We start from the raw sequence: 16,260 nt of genomic DNA, 5'->3' as shown, positions 1-16,260 counted from the left end.
GAATTTTCCTCTATATTTGCTTATTTGAATTGAAATCTGCTTGTAATTATCTTGTTTTTTTAATTTATGAATAACGTTTAACTATCCGTTTTGCTCATTTTTAATAGATTTGAAAGTAACTTTACTCTTAATTCCAATAATTACTGCATTGTTCTTTGGTTCATTATTACTTCCTTCAAGTTTTGCACAGTATGAAGGAGGAGGTGTAAATAAAGAAGGAACTTGGTATGCTGGTGAAGGTCTCAAGAAAGGAGATTACTTTGAATACAATTTGTGTCATGTAGATTACAAAGAATGTTCCAAGTTTGAATTGAATATGTGGATTAAAGGTGATAAACAAGTTGGTTCTGAATCAAAGTGGCTTGCAGAAGTTGTAGTTTATGATGGAAATAAAATAATTAAAGGTGAAATGGAGTTGGGAAAAATTGCTCCAGAGCCAACTGGAGGTAGTGAAGAACTTGGAATTTACAGAGGTGCATTCAAATCCTCTGTTGCTTGGCTATCTGCATTTGCAACAGCTGATGGAAGCTCTGGTGGCAAAGGACCTAAGGCATTTTCAGCTCAGTCTTGGGGTAAAATTGGAAACATTGGTGGCCAACAAGTAGCTCCTAGAGGACTAGAGACAATCACTGTTCCAGCTGGAACTTATGAAACTGTTGTAGTGGGTTGGAAGACTGGTGGTGCAACAAGTAAGGTATGGGTTGTAGATGATTTTCCATTTCCAATAAAAGCAAAAACATTCACTCACGTTTCTGAAGGCATTCCTCCAACAGAATACGAATTTGAATTATTAAAATATCAATATGGTGTACTGGAAAGTCCCTTTGGTAAAATCACCTCTACTCCAAAAGGTGGAAAAGCTGGATGTGATGGAAACTTTGAAAAAGAAGTTAGCATAAAGAAACCAACTAATAATTTTGATTACCAAATACATGCATTTTATGGTCCTGAAGATCCTGTCGAAGGATGTGATATGCAATGGCTAATCAAATTTATCAGTAAATATGATGATACGGAATTTTTGAACCAAGTTCAATTTGATTTCCTTGTTGTTGACAATAATTTAACTCCGCTTAGATCAATTGCACAAGAAGAAGGCAGACAGTTCCTATACTCTCCATCAGGTCAATACATTCTTGACATGACCATAAAGGAAAAACCCGGTACTGCAAACTATGTAATTTGGATTTATGGGTTAGCCCCTGAGGGAATAGTTCCTTCTACTGCAACTGATTATCTAAAAATCCCTGTTCTGATATACGGTGATAAGGATACTACATCTCAAAGTATTCCTACATGGATTAAGAATAATGCAGGATGGTGGGCAGATGGTTCTATTGATGATAACTCATTCGTTCAAGGAATTCAATTCCTGATTAAAGAGGGAATTATGAAGATTCCACCAACCTCTCAAGGCTCCTCTTCATCCAACCAAGTTCCTGCTTGGATTAAGAACACAGCAGGATGGTGGGCAGATGGCATTGTTTCTGATAATGAGTTCGTTCAAGGACTTCAATTCCTGATTAAAGAGGGAATTATGAAGATAGAAAAGCCTGTTGAAAAGAAAAAATCTAGTGGCGCTGAACCTGAATCCTGGTATTAGTTATAATTCAGTCGAGTTCTACATTCAAATTACTAAGATCAATTTATTCAAGATGAAGGTATTTTGGTAAGTCTCTTTAGATATCCTAAACGAAAATTGAAAAAACTGCTCAAAGATGGTGAATATGATGAAGCAGTAAAGTTTGGAAAAAGTCTAGAGAAAGAATTCTCTGATGATGCTGATTTTATGTTTATCATGGGAAGTATTTTCTTTATAGTTGAAGATGCAAAAAAGGCACTACCTTATTTTGAAAAAGCATCTGCATTAAATCCAAAAGATGTTGAGACATTAACTCTCAAAACTAATGTTCATTTGGCGTTGGAACAAAAAGATGATGCAATTAACTGCTGCAAAAAAATTCTAGAACTTGATCCAAAAAATTCTGAGGCTCAAGACTTGTTAGAACAATTAGAAAGTGTATGATCTTATTTCTTTTTCATCTGATAAGCATTCTCTAATAACCAATCACAAAATGCAGTTACATTGTCAGTAAATTCAGTCCAGATGTGAACTGAGTGTGGCAGTATGTCTATCTTCCATTTATCCGTAAATACTCTTACTCCTTCTTTATTCTCATACATGTAAGCATCCTCTGTTTTTACATCGCCTAACATCTCTACTGCCTTTTGTTTGATGAGTTGCCTGTCTATGGGAAATCTTGTTTTTTCATAATCTACAATCAAACTAAGATCTCTTTTTCCATACATGTCGTACTCTTCAATTCTTCCTTCTTTAGGAAAATTTACAATTAGATTAATATTGTATTTTTTTCCAACCTTTTTTCCGATCTCAACAATTCTATTGTATCCAAGTGCTGGATTTTTTTTGAGGAGAAATATGATTTGGGCAAGTTCTTTTTTTAACTCTCTTTGCAAATCCCCAATAATTTCAGAAAACAACATGTTTTTCATGGGTAATTTCCTATTATAATCATTAATTATTTCTAAAGGTTGGTTTTTTTAGAACTCTGGGAAATTCTAGTTATGGCAATGCCTATGGATTATGATGGTTTGAGAACAGATGATGCCTCAGAGAGAACAAACAATGTTGATGAATACAAAAGAACTTGCATTGATTTTATCGAAGATATTTCTCATGATTATGAGGCTTGGGTAGATTATTACAAATTGCCTGAAGATGAGGATAAAAGAAGACGAGCTGGTATTCATGCCACTATTACTAGAACAAATGAATGGATTGCCAAAGTTGCACAAACAATCAAGGCAGTTGATGTTGTAATGAATGATGGAATTCAAAAGATGGCTGAATCAACTGCAGGAAAACCTCTAGAGATTGGTGTGTTTGTAAATCACAAGTCTGGTTACACTGAAGGCAAGCCTGGTATTATTGATGTCAATGTAAAGGGGAATGGACGAGAAGGAAGAAAAATGAAACTTGGATTTCATTTTAAAGATGATAGATTTCGAATAGAGTCTACATGTGATGCATATTTAGATGAGACAGATCTTCCAACACAAGAATTTGAAATGCTCGATATTAATTTAAAACTTCATGCAGAAAAAGCAAAAACCCGAGATGTTATATCATTTACCGTAACCCTAAGTGAAATTGAAAATGATGTGGAGATTGATAGAAGGGGTGTCTCTACTATAGTTCACATTGTGTAATTATCTGACAATCTCTTCTTCTAAATAATCGATAAACTTTCCAGTGTTCTCTAGTTTAATTGAATTAATTCCTTTCAAATCATCCATTTGATTCATCTTTAGATAATCAGTAGATGTTGTATACAATACATCATCAATATAGAATGTTCTTGCATTATTCATTCCATAGTATCTCTTGTCTTCTGCAGAGTGTGTGATTGTTCCTTTGAGGCTAAAGCCATCTGAGCTATTCAAATCATATACATAGAATCCATTCCAGCGATTATATTCTGGTGCAATCATCTTTGCCCCTGAAATACTCTTTAGGCTCTTTGCATCTGAACTAATTGGAATTGACAGGGTTCCTGTTTTTCTATCAAAGAAGAATGCCTTGTGATTGTATAATGCTTCAGACTGTGTGGAACTATCTCCGATGACTACTTCGTCAGCAACTTTGGGATTTTTAACATCCTTTACATCAAACAAGGCTATTTTGATGCCTAATTGCTGAACTCTGCCTTCGCCAATCTCTTTTGTATCTCTTCCTACCCCGATAATGTATTCCTTATCATATGGGTGCAAATAGTTTGAAAATCCTGGAATTTTTAATTCTCCTAGAATTTTTGGCTTGTCAGTTGATAAATCAATTACAAAGAAGGGATCGATTTGCTGGAATGTTACTAGGTAAAGTCTATCTCCCATAAATCTGGCAGAAAATATACTCTCATCTAGTGCAATGTCTTCCAATGCTCCAACTATGTTTAACTCCTCATCTAAGACATAAACTGCATTTGCTCTGACCATTCCTTGATATTGTGTATAGTACTCAGTTGTTGTGGCAACTCTGAATCTATCTCCATCTTGATCCATTGAGAATTGGTTTAGTAGTCTTCCTGGAACGGAACCTTTAGCAACATACTCTAGTTTATCTTTGTTAATTGCAATCTTGTGAATGATTGTTTTTGAATTCTCTTCTTGAATCTTTGTATCATATTCAATTAGTGCTTCGCGTATTTTTTCAAATAATTTTTCTTTTTGTGTTTTATCCATTGTGTTGTATGACTCTTGCATTACTTCTGAAATCTTTATCCACTGTTGTGATAAGTTCAAAGAATCATCTTTTTGGATATCTGTAATTTTATTCTGGATGTTTTTTGGAAGTAGTGGAACTATAACATCAAAGAATCTGTCTTGTGAAGATTTTTCATAAAATCCAAATGGCATGTTCTGCTGATATGTCAAGTAAAAATTATCTTCAGAGACATACACTGAACCTGAATACCCCATTAGGAATGTCTCAGAACTTATTGTATCTCCAAAAATATCGATTGCTGTTAATGTGTTAAAATTTGAGAATTGCTCTACATTATCAAAGTAAAATGCCTCTGGAGTCATAATACGAATAGAATCCTCCATAATTATTGGAAGTCTAGGATATTGGTAATTGATATTGCTGTTAGTAACAAAGTATGCATAATCTCCTATCATTCGGGCATCAGTAAAGTATCCATCAATTGAATAGTCTTTGAGGATGGTTGGATTTTCTTTGTCTGATACATCTACAATTAATGCATGTGTGACTGGGCTGTAGGAGCGCTGTGGCACAAAGTCAAACTGAGGAATAATTTCCTCATCACTTTGTCCGTTATAGAAAATTACCAATCTGTCGCCATTTAGGAACATGTTCTCAATGTACTGTGATTCTATATCTAGTGCAATTTTGAGAATTAATCTTGCTGATTCTGCAGGATATGCATCAATAATTGATAATGTGTTTCTTGATACAATGTATACGTATTTTGCATCATTTTTTAGGAAATCTGGCTCATCTACATTTTCAACTTGAACATTTGTTGTTGAATAACCTGTTTCATCCATTGATTTCTCTACAGCACCTGGTGGAATTGGCGCTGGTGCTCCTGCAGATTCGGCAACTGCATTTCTTGTAGTCACCATGTCGCCATCCATTACCATGGGTCGGAAACTTCTTTGATCAAAGTATTGACCTCCAAATAATGCAGCAGCATCAAGAATGTTCTTTAGTTCTTTTTCTGAAGATATTTTTTTAATCTCATTGTTTCCTTCAAAAAATTCTGATATTGTTTTATCGACATAGATAATTTCTGGTTCTGAAGTTTCTGTAACTTGTACTTGTTGATCAAAACCAATGGAAAACATTACTCCGGCAGTAACTATTGCCGAAACGATTACTGCAATTGGAATCATTATTTTTGAATTCATTTTTTTCTCCTCGCTTTTCTAGACTGTTTTTTACTGATCTTGAATTTAGCGATTACTACTATTTGCTAGTTGGAGATAAAAGGTTTAGTGAAACTCAAATTTTACCAATCAATTTACATATACCTCAACTTACTAGACAACTCAAATGTCCAGTGAAAACCCTGAGGATGAACTGACTGAAAAAATCAAAATCCTTGCAACCGATGATGAAAAGATAAAGTCATTTGGGGAGCTTTTAACAAATGATTCTAGTCGTGAAATACTCCAATTACTATTCAATGAAGAATTATCTGCTAATCAGATTTCTCAAAAAACTGACATCTCTTTACAGCTGGTAAAGTATCATTTGCAAAAACTTCAGGACTTGGGAATTGTAAAAATTGTGAAGATTGAAAAAAATTCAAAATCTCAAGATATGAAAATTTATTCTGCAACAAAATTCAGCATTGTTATCGTTCCTCCTAAATTCTCAGAGAAGACAAAAGAGAGTAAATTACTTGTACGTTCATTTAGACATATTTACAGAGTTGCAGGTCTTGGAATTGCTACAGGACTTTCAGGATTATTTTCACTATCACTTGTTAATCAAGACAAGAAAATTGTTGTAGATGAACTACCTCTAAGAGAAATCTCAAGTCTTGATGAATCTGCAGATTTTACAATGTCTGAATCACTTGATGCAGGGACAGCAGAATCAGTTGCTGCTGCTCCTAAAATGGCTGCTGAATCAGAATCTCAGATGGAATTTAGGGCAGCCATTGAACCTCCGGATGGAAATCAAAATTTAGAAATTGTTCAAAGCCTTGCAGATGCTGATGGTGGTGCAATGTTTGGTTCTGATTTGTTGTTGCCCTTTATAGTGATCACTATTATTTTGGCTGGAATCACTATTTTTTATGCAGTAAAACTTTTCAAAAAATCTAGATTATAAAACTAGTTTTCATTTAATGTCACTTCGATTGTGACTCTTTTTTCTTTTGCCCTTTCTTCTCCAGGATATTTTAGATATGATATTTTTTTACCAAGTTCTTCATCTGTAATTTCTTTTGCAATTCCTGAAAAAACTTTATCCTTATATGTAATTTTGACTTGAGGATTTGCAATTGCATTTTTGAACCAATCTCCATCTGGTTTGTGTCTTGAAAAATAGATTTTTCCATTATAATTCACTGCCCTCAACATTACAGAATGACTCTTTCCTGTCTTTCTTCCTATTGTGGTTAGGATTGGTCTGAAAAGATCCTCTTTGATCTCCATGCGTAATTTTTTCCTGTCAAGTAATTTAACCCCATTGATAGAAATTTCTGATATTTGGTATGATAAGCAAATCTGTTCAATTGAGGATATGTCCGTAAAACTAGAAGGAATGCCTGAAAACATATCTACAGCAGACTCTTTTACTGGAAAAAAAGTAATTGATAGAGAAGGAATCGAGTATGGTAAAGTAAAACATATTCACATAAACTCTGAAACCCTTACAGTGTCTGGTGTAACCATTCACCAGGGATTCAAGAAAGACTACTTTCTCTCAGAAGACTATATTGACAAATTCGCAGATGAAACATTACTTCTTAGCCGACCTCCTGTGAGAACTGGAATTCCAGTTACTGATATTGACCGCCATAAAATCGGTAAAGTAAAACGATTACATAGAAATCCTGATACAAACGAATTGGAATCAATTGAAGTCAGTGATGGTCTGATGCATTCAAAAATATTGTCCAAATCAGAAATTTGGGGAATAGGCGAAAAGGTCATTTTAGGAATGACAAAAGAAGAATTCAAGAAACTTGAATGATCTCTTTTAATTTTCTTTTTTAATTACTCACTTTAGAACATGCTGTGCAAACTGGAATGCCGTTTTGAACAGTGATCTCTACATTTGATGAGTGACATTTTTGACATAATCCTCTCATACAATAAATTCACAGATTGCACTTTAAATTTTTTTTGAGGATCTGATTGAATACTTAGCAATTTATAATTGGCAAGTGCGATCTATGTGTTGCACTCAATAGAAACTCGATCACTTACAAAATCATTTGGTGATGTTACTGCTGTAAATGATATCTCCTTCACTGTTAATGATGGGGAAATTTTTGGATTTCTAGGTCCAAATGGAGCTGGTAAAAGTACCACTATGATGATACTTACTACTTTGCTAAAACCCACATCTGGCAATGCAGTGATATGTGGTTTTGATGTGATGGTAAATCCAAAAAAAGTTAGAGAAAATATTGGTTATGTTCAACAAGAATCAACTGTTGATGAATATCTGACAGGACGAGAAAATCTCCTACTTCAAGCAAAGCTAAACCACATCCCAAAAAAAGAGATTAAGAAAAGAATTGATGATGTTTTAGAATTAATTGAATTATCTGATAAACAAGACATGGCAGTAGTTACATATTCTGGTGGAATGAGAAAGAGGCTAGATATTGCTGGTGGACTTTTGCATAGGCCTAAGGTTTTGTTTTTAGATGAGCCTACAGTAGGTTTGGATATTCAAACTCGCAGAAAAATTTGGGAATATATCAAAAAAATTCATACTGAATTTGAAATGACTATTTTTTTGTCCACTCACTATATGGAAGAAGCTGATCAACTCTGCGACAGAATTGGAATTATTGATGGTGGTAAAATCCAGATAATTGATTCTCCTGAAAATATGAAAAATGCAATGGGTAATGAGGTAATAACGATGATTTTAGACCAGGATAATAATATTGATTCTTTTATTGCAGAACTTGAAAAAATTGAATTTGTTAAAAAAATAAATAAAGATGGTTCCAAGATTACGTTATTTGCATCAAATGGAACCGAAGTAATTCCTAATGTCTTTCAAATTTCAGCTAAACAAAATATCAAGATTACATCTATCTCTCTTACACAACCAACATTAGATGATGTGTTTGTATCATATACTGGACATGAAATCAGAGATGATGATTCTGGATTTAATAGAAAACGTGAGCATGCAAAGATGAAGAGGTTACGTGCATGAATACTTTGATGTATGATACCTATACAATTTTTTGGCGGGAGCTTAAAAGATACAAAAAATCTAGAAGCGGCGTTCTAATCAGATTAATTCAGCCAGCAATTTGGATTATAGTTATTGGAAATACTTTTTCTGGAACACAACCACTTATTCAATCAGTTGGATTTGATGGAGAATACATAGAGTTTATGGCACCTGGTGTCATTATTCTTACAGCAATCTTTACGAGTATTTTTGGCGGAGTAAATACACTCTGGGATAGAAGATATGGATTTATGAATAAAGCATTGACCTCTCCTATCTCTCGTTCTTCGATTGCATTAGGCAAGATGTCTGCAATTTCATTAATTGCAGCTCTGCAGGCTAGCTTGATTTTGGGAATTGCATTGGCAATTGGTGTCAATTTTCCAAACCCCATAATGATTGCACCAATAATGGCAATTGTGATTTTGTTCTCACTTGGATTCTCTGGAATCTCCGTGATGGTAGCTGCTACTGCAAAATCTCAAGAAACCTTTTGGGGTGTGATTAATTTTCTTGGAATGCCATTGTTTATGCTAAGCCCTGCATTGTTCCCATTGGAACTATTGCCTGATTGGCTTGCAGTGATTGCAAAACTTAATCCTGTGACCTACACTGTTCTTCTAGTTCGAGAGATGATGACAGGTGTATCTGAAGGAGGTATCTCTGTTTTTCTTAGTCTTGGAATAATCTCTGTGTTTGTGCTTGTAATGGTTGGTCTTGCTAGCTATGTCTTTACTCGTGAAGTAAACAAGCCATTTTAAGATAAAATTGACAAAAATTGTAAAAATTGCTAACTCTGGCAATGTTTCTCAAATTTTGTAATGACTAATCGTTGAAACTCTCTCTAGGTGTAATGATATTATCTGTAATTTTGTTTGCCGGTACTTTTACTCCTACATCTTTTGCATTAGGTGACTATGACCTTTTATCTGAATTTGGCTCTTTTGGAATTTCAAAACCTGGACATTTCTCCCACCCACAATTCATTGCAGTAGGCGATGATGGAAGTGTATTTGTAAGTGATCTTGGAAATAAGCGAATTCAAAAATTATCCAGTAATGGTGAATTTCTTGCTGAATGGGGACAAGGAGGAAAACTACCTGGTGAATTTTTCTATCCGACAGGAATAGCAGTTTCAGGTGATTCTGTATTTGTTGTGGATCGTGATCTTAATCGAATTCAAAAATTCACACTTGATGGTGAATTTGTATTGGAATGGGGAAAGAAAGGAGTGTATGATGGACAATTCATGTATCCAAATGGAATTGCAATTTTTAATGATATAGTATATGTTGTTGATACTGGTAATCAAAGAATTCAATCATTTAGTATTGATGGTGAATTTATCTCATCATTTGGTTCTAGTGGTCTAGGTGCTGGTCAATTTCTAAATATTGTTGGAATTGATATTGATGGTGAGGGAAATATCTACATTACAGATAAAGGAAATAGTAAGATAGAAAAATTCTCTCCATCTGGAGAATATCTAGAATCATTTTCATTTTATGCAAATAACTATATCTTTTCTCCTGAAGCAATTGCAGTTGATCCTAGCGGTGAAATGTTTATTGTAAACTCTGCAACAAATAGAATTTTACATTTATCGCAGAACTCCAGTCAGTATCTTGACATCTTTGATCAAAAGGGGCCATACCCAGATTCATTTGATGTTATTACTGATTTGACTATTGGAATTAATGGTGAGTTGTTTGTAGTTGATTCTGCTAACCATGAGATAAAATCATTTGAAACAGAATTTTACAAAAAACCTCTCTTTGAATATGTTCCAACACCAGAAATAGTTGAGGACTATTCTTATGATAAAACTAAACCACAAATCACTGCTCCTGTATCATTGACTGTTGAGGCAGAAGACTATCTAACAACTGTGAATTTAGGTGAGGTCATTGCCACTGACAATAGCGGAATAAAGGCAATAATCAACAATGCCCCTGATGGATTTTCTCCTGGAATTAGTAATGTGATTTGGGTAGCTTTTGATTATGTTGGGTACTCTTCAACTGCAGTACAAACTGTAACTGTTAATGTATGTGGATACGATCGTTCTCACTACAACATCATAATGGGTACAGACGGTGATGATATAATCATGGGTACAGACGGTGATGATTTGATATTTGGCTTGAAAGGAGATGATCTAATTTCTGGTGGTTATGGTAATGATTGCATTTTTGGCGGATACGGTGATGATGTAATCTCTGGAGATGATGGGGATGATACAATTCGAGGAAATTATGGTAATGATGTTCTCAAAGGACAGTCAGGAAATGACATTATTTTTGCAAACTCTGGAATGGACATAGTTGATGGGGGAGCAAACAATGATAGATGCTATTCTGATGACCCTACAAATGATCTTGTGCTGAACTGTGAATAATCCTTCAGTATTCCAAAAACCTACTTATCATACCTGCCATTGTAATTTTTAAAATACATTATGAACAAATGTTTTAATTTTTTGAATATGTGTAGATAAAAGTTCTCTATATAGTGATATGATGATACTTTATTTCTATGTTCTAATATGATAGAATAGTCATACAGCTTATAATCAAAAAAATAATCTGTTAAACAATGACTTGTAAAAACGCAACAAACATTGCACTTTTTAGTATTATTGCAGTATTGACAATAACTCCATATGTTTTCTCAAATGTATTGGCTGAAGAAAGTGAAGGTTACAAAATGGTTGGAGATATTTCTCCTGTTCTAACTTTTACTTTTAGAGAGGGAGTTGAAGTATACGAATTCCCCGTGTTTGAAATGGGTGAAAATTTTGCACAAAATTCAGGAACCTCTTTTTCAGTTGAAGGAACAGTTACCAAATCCCCTCTTTTACATAAAGCCATGGACGAAGCATACAAATACAGATTATCAAATGCAGCCTATGATCATCAATTCAAATACTTTGATGTAGATGCAAATTTTGTAAAAGGAGATAAATCAATACTTACACTTGATTACAATAATTGCAGAGTTGAAAACTATCAAATAGAAACCCTTGATTCTAATGACTATGAAAGTTATTTCAAAGCAGTTGGTTTTGCAATTGTTGATAAGATAGATTTTGTGTGTAGTGGAGTAAACATTACTAATGTGGAAAAAATCTCTTCTTCAAAAACTGTGCTAGATTATGGTAGTTCTGGATTTAATTTTGCCAATGATGTTAAGCCTTTGGCTACATTCAAATTTGATTCTGGAATTGAAAAAATTGAATTTCCTGTTTTTAATTTAATTTCAGGTTATCAAGAATCATCTGATAATGTAGTTGCACAGTTTCAACTTGAGGGTATTTTAGATTATTACCCATTACTGTACAACGCAATTGACAAATCAAGACAGGTATCGGGGATTTCTTCTGCCTCACATGTTGACTTTGATGTGTTGGTAGAATTTGCAAATTCTAATTCTACTCTCAGAGGTTTTAATTTTAAAGATTGTAGAATTTCTGATGCTAAAATAACTACTCAAAGTGACAAAGAAGAGGGATTTACTGGAAAAAGTGGGTTTGCTCTGGTTCATCAATTGACTTTTACCTGCTCTGGACTTGCTCCAGTAAACATGAATTATTCTAAACTTGGAGGAAATGGTCCAAGTTGGAAAGTTTCACAACTATACAATGCGTATGCAGAACCAATTAAAAATACTGACAAAGGCCTAAAGACAGTTAGTACTTTTACTTTTGCAGATGGAATTGAGGAAATAGAATTCTCTATGTTTACACAGAGTGATGTTCTAACTTCTACAGTTGATACCGGTTCTCCAGCTGTTACTAACAAACCTGTAGCTCCCACATTGGAATTACGTGGAATTGTTGGAGACTATCCAATGCTTTACAATTATGTAGATAAAATTCGTAAAGTGCAAGGTGTGGCTGGAGCTCAGTTTAAAGACTTAGCAGATATTGATGTGAAAATAATTTCTAATGAGGAAATAATTCGCAGTTTTAACTATCAAAACTGCAGACCCACAAACTACAGCATATCCACTGACACTAACAGTGAAGAAAGTTATACGAAAAACTCTTTTGCAATAGAGAGTATTTTTGACTTTGAATGTCAGGGATATCATCCAAACAATCCTGTGTATGATGCAATGTTTGATGTAAAAAAAGCAAATACTGAAAACTCAAAAGATCTTAGAAATACAGATCAATGGCGTGAAGGATTCACTGTCAGAAAATAATTTTTTTCTTTTCTTTTTTACTCTTTGAAATTTGTAAATAAACATCATTTTTAGATCGAAATAAATCAACGAATATTCTATTTTTTTAAATTATTTTGCGATCAAATAATTAGACTGTGTTTCTATATAGAGAAAATAGTTCGTGTAAGTCATACTATTACGTCTATATTATTTATGGCTGATATGGGACAATGGCTATCTTGGATTAAATCAAACGAAAAAGAACTTTTAACAATTCTTGATAATTTGGCAAAAAAAGCAGTTGAAACATCTGAAGCCGTAGTTGTCTTATTATCTGATCTTAACAACGTTGAACAGTATCAAAAAATTCATCGACTTGAAACAGAGGCAGATCAATTAACTCGTGATATTTTCTCCGAATTAAACAAGACCTTCATCACGCCGCTTGATCGTGAAGATATGCAGAGAATAGCCTCAAAAATCGATGATGTCATTGATTTCATGGATGGTATTGCTGCAAGACTATACAGTTATCAAATTACTGAAGCTCCTCCATATTGTCTAAAAATGGCTGATGAACTTGTAAATGCTACAAAAGAAGTTCAATACATGATTTCAAAATTACAGAAAATAAAAAATCCTAAAGATATGATCGAGCATTGCAGAAACACGAGTGATATTGAGCATGCAGTTGATGATTTGTATAGAGATGCAATCAAAGAATTGTTTGAATCCAATGACGCAATTACCATCATTAAACTAAAAGATATCTATGAAACAATGGAGACTGCATCAGATAGATGTGTAGATGTTGCAGATGTCATTGAAGATATTGTTTTAAAATATACCTGAGATGATTAAATGTTAGAGATAGCAATAGGAGCAATTATTGTTGCACTAATCTTTGATTTTGTAAATGGATTCAATGACTCCGCAAATTCTGTTGCAACAGTTATTGGAACACGTGTTCTAAAACCAATTCAAGCAGTAGGGTTATCTGCTGCAATGAATTTCATAGGACCATTTGTTTTTGGTGTTGCTGTGGCGACTACTATTGCAAAAGGAATAGTCAGTCCTGATGATATTACTGTCTATATGATAGTTGGTGGGCTGTCTGGTGCAATTGCATGGAGTACTCTGTGCACATATTTTGGATTACCAATTTCAAACAGCCATTCTTTAATTGGTGGTATAATGGGTGCAGGCATCGCAGGATTAGGGTTTGAAAAATTAGTTTTGGGTGGATTGACCAAAGTATTTGCAGGAATTGTTATTGCGCCAATTGGTGGAATAATTTTTGGTGTTCTATTGACAACTGTGATAATTACTGTGTTTGCTAGTAAAAAACCTGGACCTGTTAACAAAACTTTTGGAAGGTTACAAATTATTTCATCAGCTTGGTTTGCTTTAACCCACGGGGCAAATGATGGACAAAAAACCATGGGAATTATTGTGTTAATTTTATTCTCTGCTGGAATGATTCCAGATCTTGAGATGCCCTTATGGGTGATATTTGCTGCTGCAGCTGCAATGGGGCTTGGAACATTCTTTGGAGGTTACAAAGTAATCAAAACATTAGGCGTAAAAATTACAAAACTCAAACCATACCAAGGGTTTGCAGCAGAAACTGGTGGAGGTCTAATGTTGGCAATATTTGCGGTATTTGGAATTCCTGCCAGTACTACACATGCTATTACCGGAACTATAATGGGTTCAGGCGCTGCCCGTAGGAAACGTGCTGTACGATGGAAGGTAAGTCGACAAATTGTATTTTCATGGGTGATCACTATTCCAGGAGCTGCCTTGTTTGGAGTAGGCTTTACCTACCTTATTGATCTATTTGTGTGACTTTATCATACCTTGATTTTTATTTCAGCCAAATTTTTTTGATATGTTATAATGGATATTTTACAACTAATTCAAGCTAATCTTCTTACACCGATAATTCTGTTCTTCTTATTTGGAATTATTGCAGCAAGAATAAAGTCTGATTTGAAAATTCCTGAAGCAATATCAGAATTTCTACCAATCTATCTTCTTGCAGCAATTGGACTCCATGGAGGAATAGAGATGAGAAACACAGGTTTTGAAAACATGTTGCTTCCAATGCTAGTGGCAATTGGGTTGTCTCTGTTGTTTACTCTGAATCATTACCAGATACTTAGACGATTAGGAAAATTCAACATATTTGATTCGTATGCGCTCGCATCGACTTATGGTGCAGTAGGCGCAGTACATTTTTCAGTTGGTTTATCCTTTTTGAAAAATCAAGGAGTGACTTCTGAAGGGTATATTGCAGCAATACTTGCAGTGTTAGAACCACTTGCATTCATTTTGGCAATATTTATGACAAATATGGCAGTTTCAAAACAGATCAAAGTCAAGAAACAATCTTTTGGAGATGATGCTTCTGCTGAAATAGATATTGGATTAAGTCAAACTAAAGCAAAACTTTCTCAAGTATTACGTGAATCTATTACTGGAAAAGCAATTGTAATTCTTCTAGGTAGTATTGTAATTGGTTACATAATTGGTGAGGAAGGTTTTGAATCAATCAAGATTGTTTTTGATGATATGTTTACTGGAGCAATAGTGATTTTCATGATAGAAATGGGAATTATAGCAGGTCAAAGACTAGATGATATTAAAAAAGTAGGTATTTTTCTTACTTCCTTTGCCATAATCGTACCTATGTTCAATGGAATAATTGGGGTTCTGGTTTCAACTGCTCTAGGATTAAGCATAGGAGGCGCAGTCATGTTTGGATTACTAATGGCAAGTGCATCATTTATTGCAGCACCTGCAGTTTTACGGCATGCAATTCCTCAGGCAAAACCCAGTCTGTACATAACATCTGCCTTGGGCATTACTTTCCCCTTTAACATCATTGTTACATTGCCAATCCTATTTTCAATATCTACATTTGTTCACACTGGCGAAGGGACGATAGACTTATTCCAACATATTGTAGAGGTATTTCGATGAAACTATACAACGTAAAGCTACTAACAATTACTTGTGAAATATTAGCACAAAAAAATATTATTGATATTTTAAAAAAACATAACATAACTGGATATACAACATATGAGGTTGATGGAAATGGCGCTCGTGGACTAAGAGGTCAGGGATTAAAAAATGAAAAAAATGTTAAAGTGGAAGTTATCATGAGAGACGAAAAACTATCTGATATAGTCGAAGAGATTTCTCGAACGTTATTTGCAAATTTTGCAATCGTACTTTATGTTAGTGATGTAGGTGTAGTGAGAATTGAAAAGTTCTAACAGCAAGTATCATCTGAACACAAAACAGGAATTTTTTTGCTTGCCTTTGTAACATTTGAGATTAAATCTGATAATTGATTACTTGTAATGGTGTACATTGCCTTTTTACCTTCATCTCTAGATTTGACAATGCCGCATTTTTTCAATGTCTTTAGATGGTGTGACACTAGAGGTTGATCTTTTTTTAATTTCTCAACAAAATCATTCACACAGAGTTCTTTGTCTTTTTGTAATAATTCTAAAATCTCAAATCTTGTCTCGTCACATATGCATTTTAGAAGACTGACTCCATTCATATCAATTTAAATTTATATAAACTAATATTTATGTGAT

General features: G+C 34.1%; 17 protein-coding genes. 13 read left to right on the top strand and 4 right to left on the bottom strand.

All coding sequences use genetic code 11. The annotated features are described in order from the left end of the window. Nucleotides 1–109: 109 nt before the first annotated feature. Together ACX119_RS07475 and ACX119_RS07470 are read left to right on the top strand one after the other, a co-directional pair. Nucleotides 110–1,603: a peptidase gene (locus ACX119_RS07475; protein WP_459350654.1), complete on the top strand. Its 1,494-nt coding sequence runs from the start codon at nucleotides 110–112 to the stop codon at nucleotides 1,601–1,603. A gap of 63 nt (nucleotides 1,604–1,666) precedes the next feature. Then, nucleotides 1,667–2,026 carry a tetratricopeptide repeat protein gene (locus ACX119_RS07470; protein ID WP_459350653.1) on the top strand — a complete coding sequence of 120 codons (360 nt, stop codon included), beginning with the start codon at nucleotides 1,667–1,669 and terminating at the stop codon, nucleotides 2,024–2,026. 2 nt (nucleotides 2,027–2,028) lie between these two features. On the opposite strand, the gene ACX119_RS07465 is transcribed toward ACX119_RS07470, so the two are convergent. After that, nucleotides 2,029–2,505, bottom strand: coding sequence for a hypothetical protein (locus ACX119_RS07465; RefSeq protein ID WP_459350652.1), 477 nt, complete (start codon nucleotides 2,503–2,505; stop codon nucleotides 2,029–2,031). Nucleotides 2,506–2,586: 81 nt separating this feature from the next. Here ACX119_RS07465 and ACX119_RS07460 point away from each other — a divergent pair, with 81 nt between their 5' ends. Continuing rightward, the gene (locus tag ACX119_RS07460) at nucleotides 2,587–3,231 is read left to right on the top strand and encodes a hypothetical protein (protein ID WP_459350651.1); all 645 of its coding nucleotides are present in this window, start codon (nucleotides 2,587–2,589) and stop codon (nucleotides 3,229–3,231) included. On the opposite strand, the gene ACX119_RS07455 is transcribed toward ACX119_RS07460, so the two are convergent. Continuing rightward, entirely contained in the window at nucleotides 3,232–5,451 is a 2,220-nt protein-coding gene (locus ACX119_RS07455; RefSeq protein WP_459350650.1) for a beta-propeller domain-containing protein, read from the bottom strand. A 145-nt stretch (nucleotides 5,452–5,596) separates the two neighbouring features. On the opposite strand from ACX119_RS07455, the gene ACX119_RS07450 reads away from it, so the two are divergent. Continuing rightward, nucleotides 5,597–6,382 carry an ArsR/SmtB family transcription factor gene (locus ACX119_RS07450; protein ID WP_459350649.1) on the top strand — a complete coding sequence of 262 codons (786 nt, stop codon included), beginning with the start codon at nucleotides 5,597–5,599 and terminating at the stop codon, nucleotides 6,380–6,382. Nucleotides 6,383–6,384: 2 nt separating this feature from the next. Here the strand turns inward: ACX119_RS07450 and ACX119_RS07445 are convergent, their stop codons facing one another. After that, complete coding sequence (locus ACX119_RS07445; RefSeq protein ID WP_459350648.1) at nucleotides 6,385–6,708, bottom strand: nitroreductase/quinone reductase family protein; 324 nt, start codon at nucleotides 6,706–6,708, stop codon at nucleotides 6,385–6,387. 34 nt (nucleotides 6,709–6,742) lie between these two features. Here ACX119_RS07445 and ACX119_RS07440 point away from each other — a divergent pair, with 34 nt between their 5' ends. The 9 genes from ACX119_RS07440 to ACX119_RS07400 all read left to right on the top strand — a co-directional run bounded on the left by ACX119_RS07440 (nucleotide 6,743) and on the right by ACX119_RS07400 (nucleotide 15,927). Beyond that, nucleotides 6,743–7,249 carry a PRC-barrel domain-containing protein gene (locus ACX119_RS07440; protein WP_459350647.1) on the top strand — a complete coding sequence of 169 codons (507 nt, stop codon included), beginning with the start codon at nucleotides 6,743–6,745 and terminating at the stop codon, nucleotides 7,247–7,249. Nucleotides 7,250–7,456: 207 nt separating this feature from the next. After that, the gene (locus ACX119_RS07435; protein ID WP_459352013.1) at nucleotides 7,457–8,455 is read left to right on the top strand and encodes an ATP-binding cassette domain-containing protein; all 999 of its coding nucleotides are present in this window, start codon (nucleotides 7,457–7,459) and stop codon (nucleotides 8,453–8,455) included. Further along, entirely contained in the window at nucleotides 8,452–9,237 is a 786-nt protein-coding gene (locus tag ACX119_RS07430; protein WP_297591746.1) for an ABC transporter permease, read from the top strand. The genes ACX119_RS07435 and ACX119_RS07430 overlap by 4 nt, the downstream gene beginning before the upstream one ends. Before the next feature lie 71 nt (nucleotides 9,238–9,308). Then, nucleotides 9,309–10,874 (top strand): 6-bladed beta-propeller, encoded by a 1,566-nt coding sequence (locus tag ACX119_RS07425; RefSeq protein WP_459350646.1) that lies wholly within the window; start codon nucleotides 9,309–9,311, stop codon nucleotides 10,872–10,874. Between the two features lie 197 nt (nucleotides 10,875–11,071). Beyond that, nucleotides 11,072–12,682, top strand: coding sequence for a hypothetical protein (locus ACX119_RS07420; RefSeq protein WP_459350645.1), 1,611 nt, complete (start codon nucleotides 11,072–11,074; stop codon nucleotides 12,680–12,682). A gap of 174 nt (nucleotides 12,683–12,856) precedes the next feature. After that, the gene (locus ACX119_RS07415; RefSeq protein ID WP_459350644.1) at nucleotides 12,857–13,495 is read left to right on the top strand and encodes a DUF47 domain-containing protein; all 639 of its coding nucleotides are present in this window, start codon (nucleotides 12,857–12,859) and stop codon (nucleotides 13,493–13,495) included. Between the two features lie 9 nt (nucleotides 13,496–13,504). Then, the gene (locus tag ACX119_RS07410; RefSeq protein WP_459350643.1) at nucleotides 13,505–14,491 is read left to right on the top strand and encodes an inorganic phosphate transporter; all 987 of its coding nucleotides are present in this window, start codon (nucleotides 13,505–13,507) and stop codon (nucleotides 14,489–14,491) included. A 51-nt stretch (nucleotides 14,492–14,542) separates the two neighbouring features. Next, nucleotides 14,543–15,628: a sodium-dependent bicarbonate transport family permease gene (locus ACX119_RS07405; RefSeq protein ID WP_459350642.1), complete on the top strand. Its 1,086-nt coding sequence runs from the start codon at nucleotides 14,543–14,545 to the stop codon at nucleotides 15,626–15,628. Then, the gene (locus ACX119_RS07400) at nucleotides 15,625–15,927 is read left to right on the top strand and encodes a DUF3240 family protein (RefSeq protein ID WP_459350641.1); all 303 of its coding nucleotides are present in this window, start codon (nucleotides 15,625–15,627) and stop codon (nucleotides 15,925–15,927) included. Before ACX119_RS07405 ends, ACX119_RS07400 begins: the two co-directional genes overlap by 4 nt. Here ACX119_RS07400 and ACX119_RS07395 read toward each other — a convergent pair. Next, entirely contained in the window at nucleotides 15,924–16,223 is a 300-nt protein-coding gene (locus ACX119_RS07395; RefSeq protein WP_459350640.1) for an ArsR/SmtB family transcription factor, read from the bottom strand. The genes ACX119_RS07400 and ACX119_RS07395 overlap by 4 nt on opposite strands. Nucleotides 16,224–16,260 lie beyond the last annotated feature (37 nt).

The sequence above is a fragment of the Nitrosopumilus sp. S4 genome, from assembly GCF_054515835.1.
The sequence above is the reverse complement of the archived record's forward strand: the minus strand, read 5'-3'. Positions and strand labels throughout refer to the sequence as shown.

What these genes read in the sequence shown, in the direction of transcription:
- ACX119_RS07410 (WP_459350643.1), top strand. Translation starts at nt 13,505, where the DNA reads ATGTTAGAGATAGCAATAGGAGCAATTATTGTTGCACTAATCTTTGAT.
- ACX119_RS07445 (WP_459350648.1), bottom strand. Translation starts at nt 6,708, where the DNA reads ATGGAGATCAAAGAGGATCTTTTCAGACCAATCCTAACCACAATAGGA.
- ACX119_RS07405 (WP_459350642.1), top strand. Translation starts at nt 14,543, where the DNA reads ATGGATATTTTACAACTAATTCAAGCTAATCTTCTTACACCGATAATT.
- ACX119_RS07460 (WP_459350651.1), top strand. Translation starts at nt 2,587, where the DNA reads ATGGCAATGCCTATGGATTATGATGGTTTGAGAACAGATGATGCCTCA.
- ACX119_RS07430 (WP_297591746.1), top strand. Translation starts at nt 8,452, where the DNA reads ATGAATACTTTGATGTATGATACCTATACAATTTTTTGGCGGGAGCTT.
- ACX119_RS07455 (WP_459350650.1), bottom strand. Translation starts at nt 5,451, where the DNA reads ATGAATTCAAAAATAATGATTCCAATTGCAGTAATCGTTTCGGCAATA.
- ACX119_RS07450 (WP_459350649.1), top strand. Translation starts at nt 5,597, where the DNA reads ATGTCCAGTGAAAACCCTGAGGATGAACTGACTGAAAAAATCAAAATC.
- ACX119_RS07420 (WP_459350645.1), top strand. Translation starts at nt 11,072, where the DNA reads ATGACTTGTAAAAACGCAACAAACATTGCACTTTTTAGTATTATTGCA.
- ACX119_RS07465 (WP_459350652.1), bottom strand. Translation starts at nt 2,505, where the DNA reads ATGTTGTTTTCTGAAATTATTGGGGATTTGCAAAGAGAGTTAAAAAAA.
- ACX119_RS07415 (WP_459350644.1), top strand. Translation starts at nt 12,857, where the DNA reads ATGGCTGATATGGGACAATGGCTATCTTGGATTAAATCAAACGAAAAA.
- ACX119_RS07395 (WP_459350640.1), bottom strand. Translation starts at nt 16,223, where the DNA reads ATGAATGGAGTCAGTCTTCTAAAATGCATATGTGACGAGACAAGATTT.
- ACX119_RS07400 (WP_459350641.1), top strand. Translation starts at nt 15,625, where the DNA reads ATGAAACTATACAACGTAAAGCTACTAACAATTACTTGTGAAATATTA.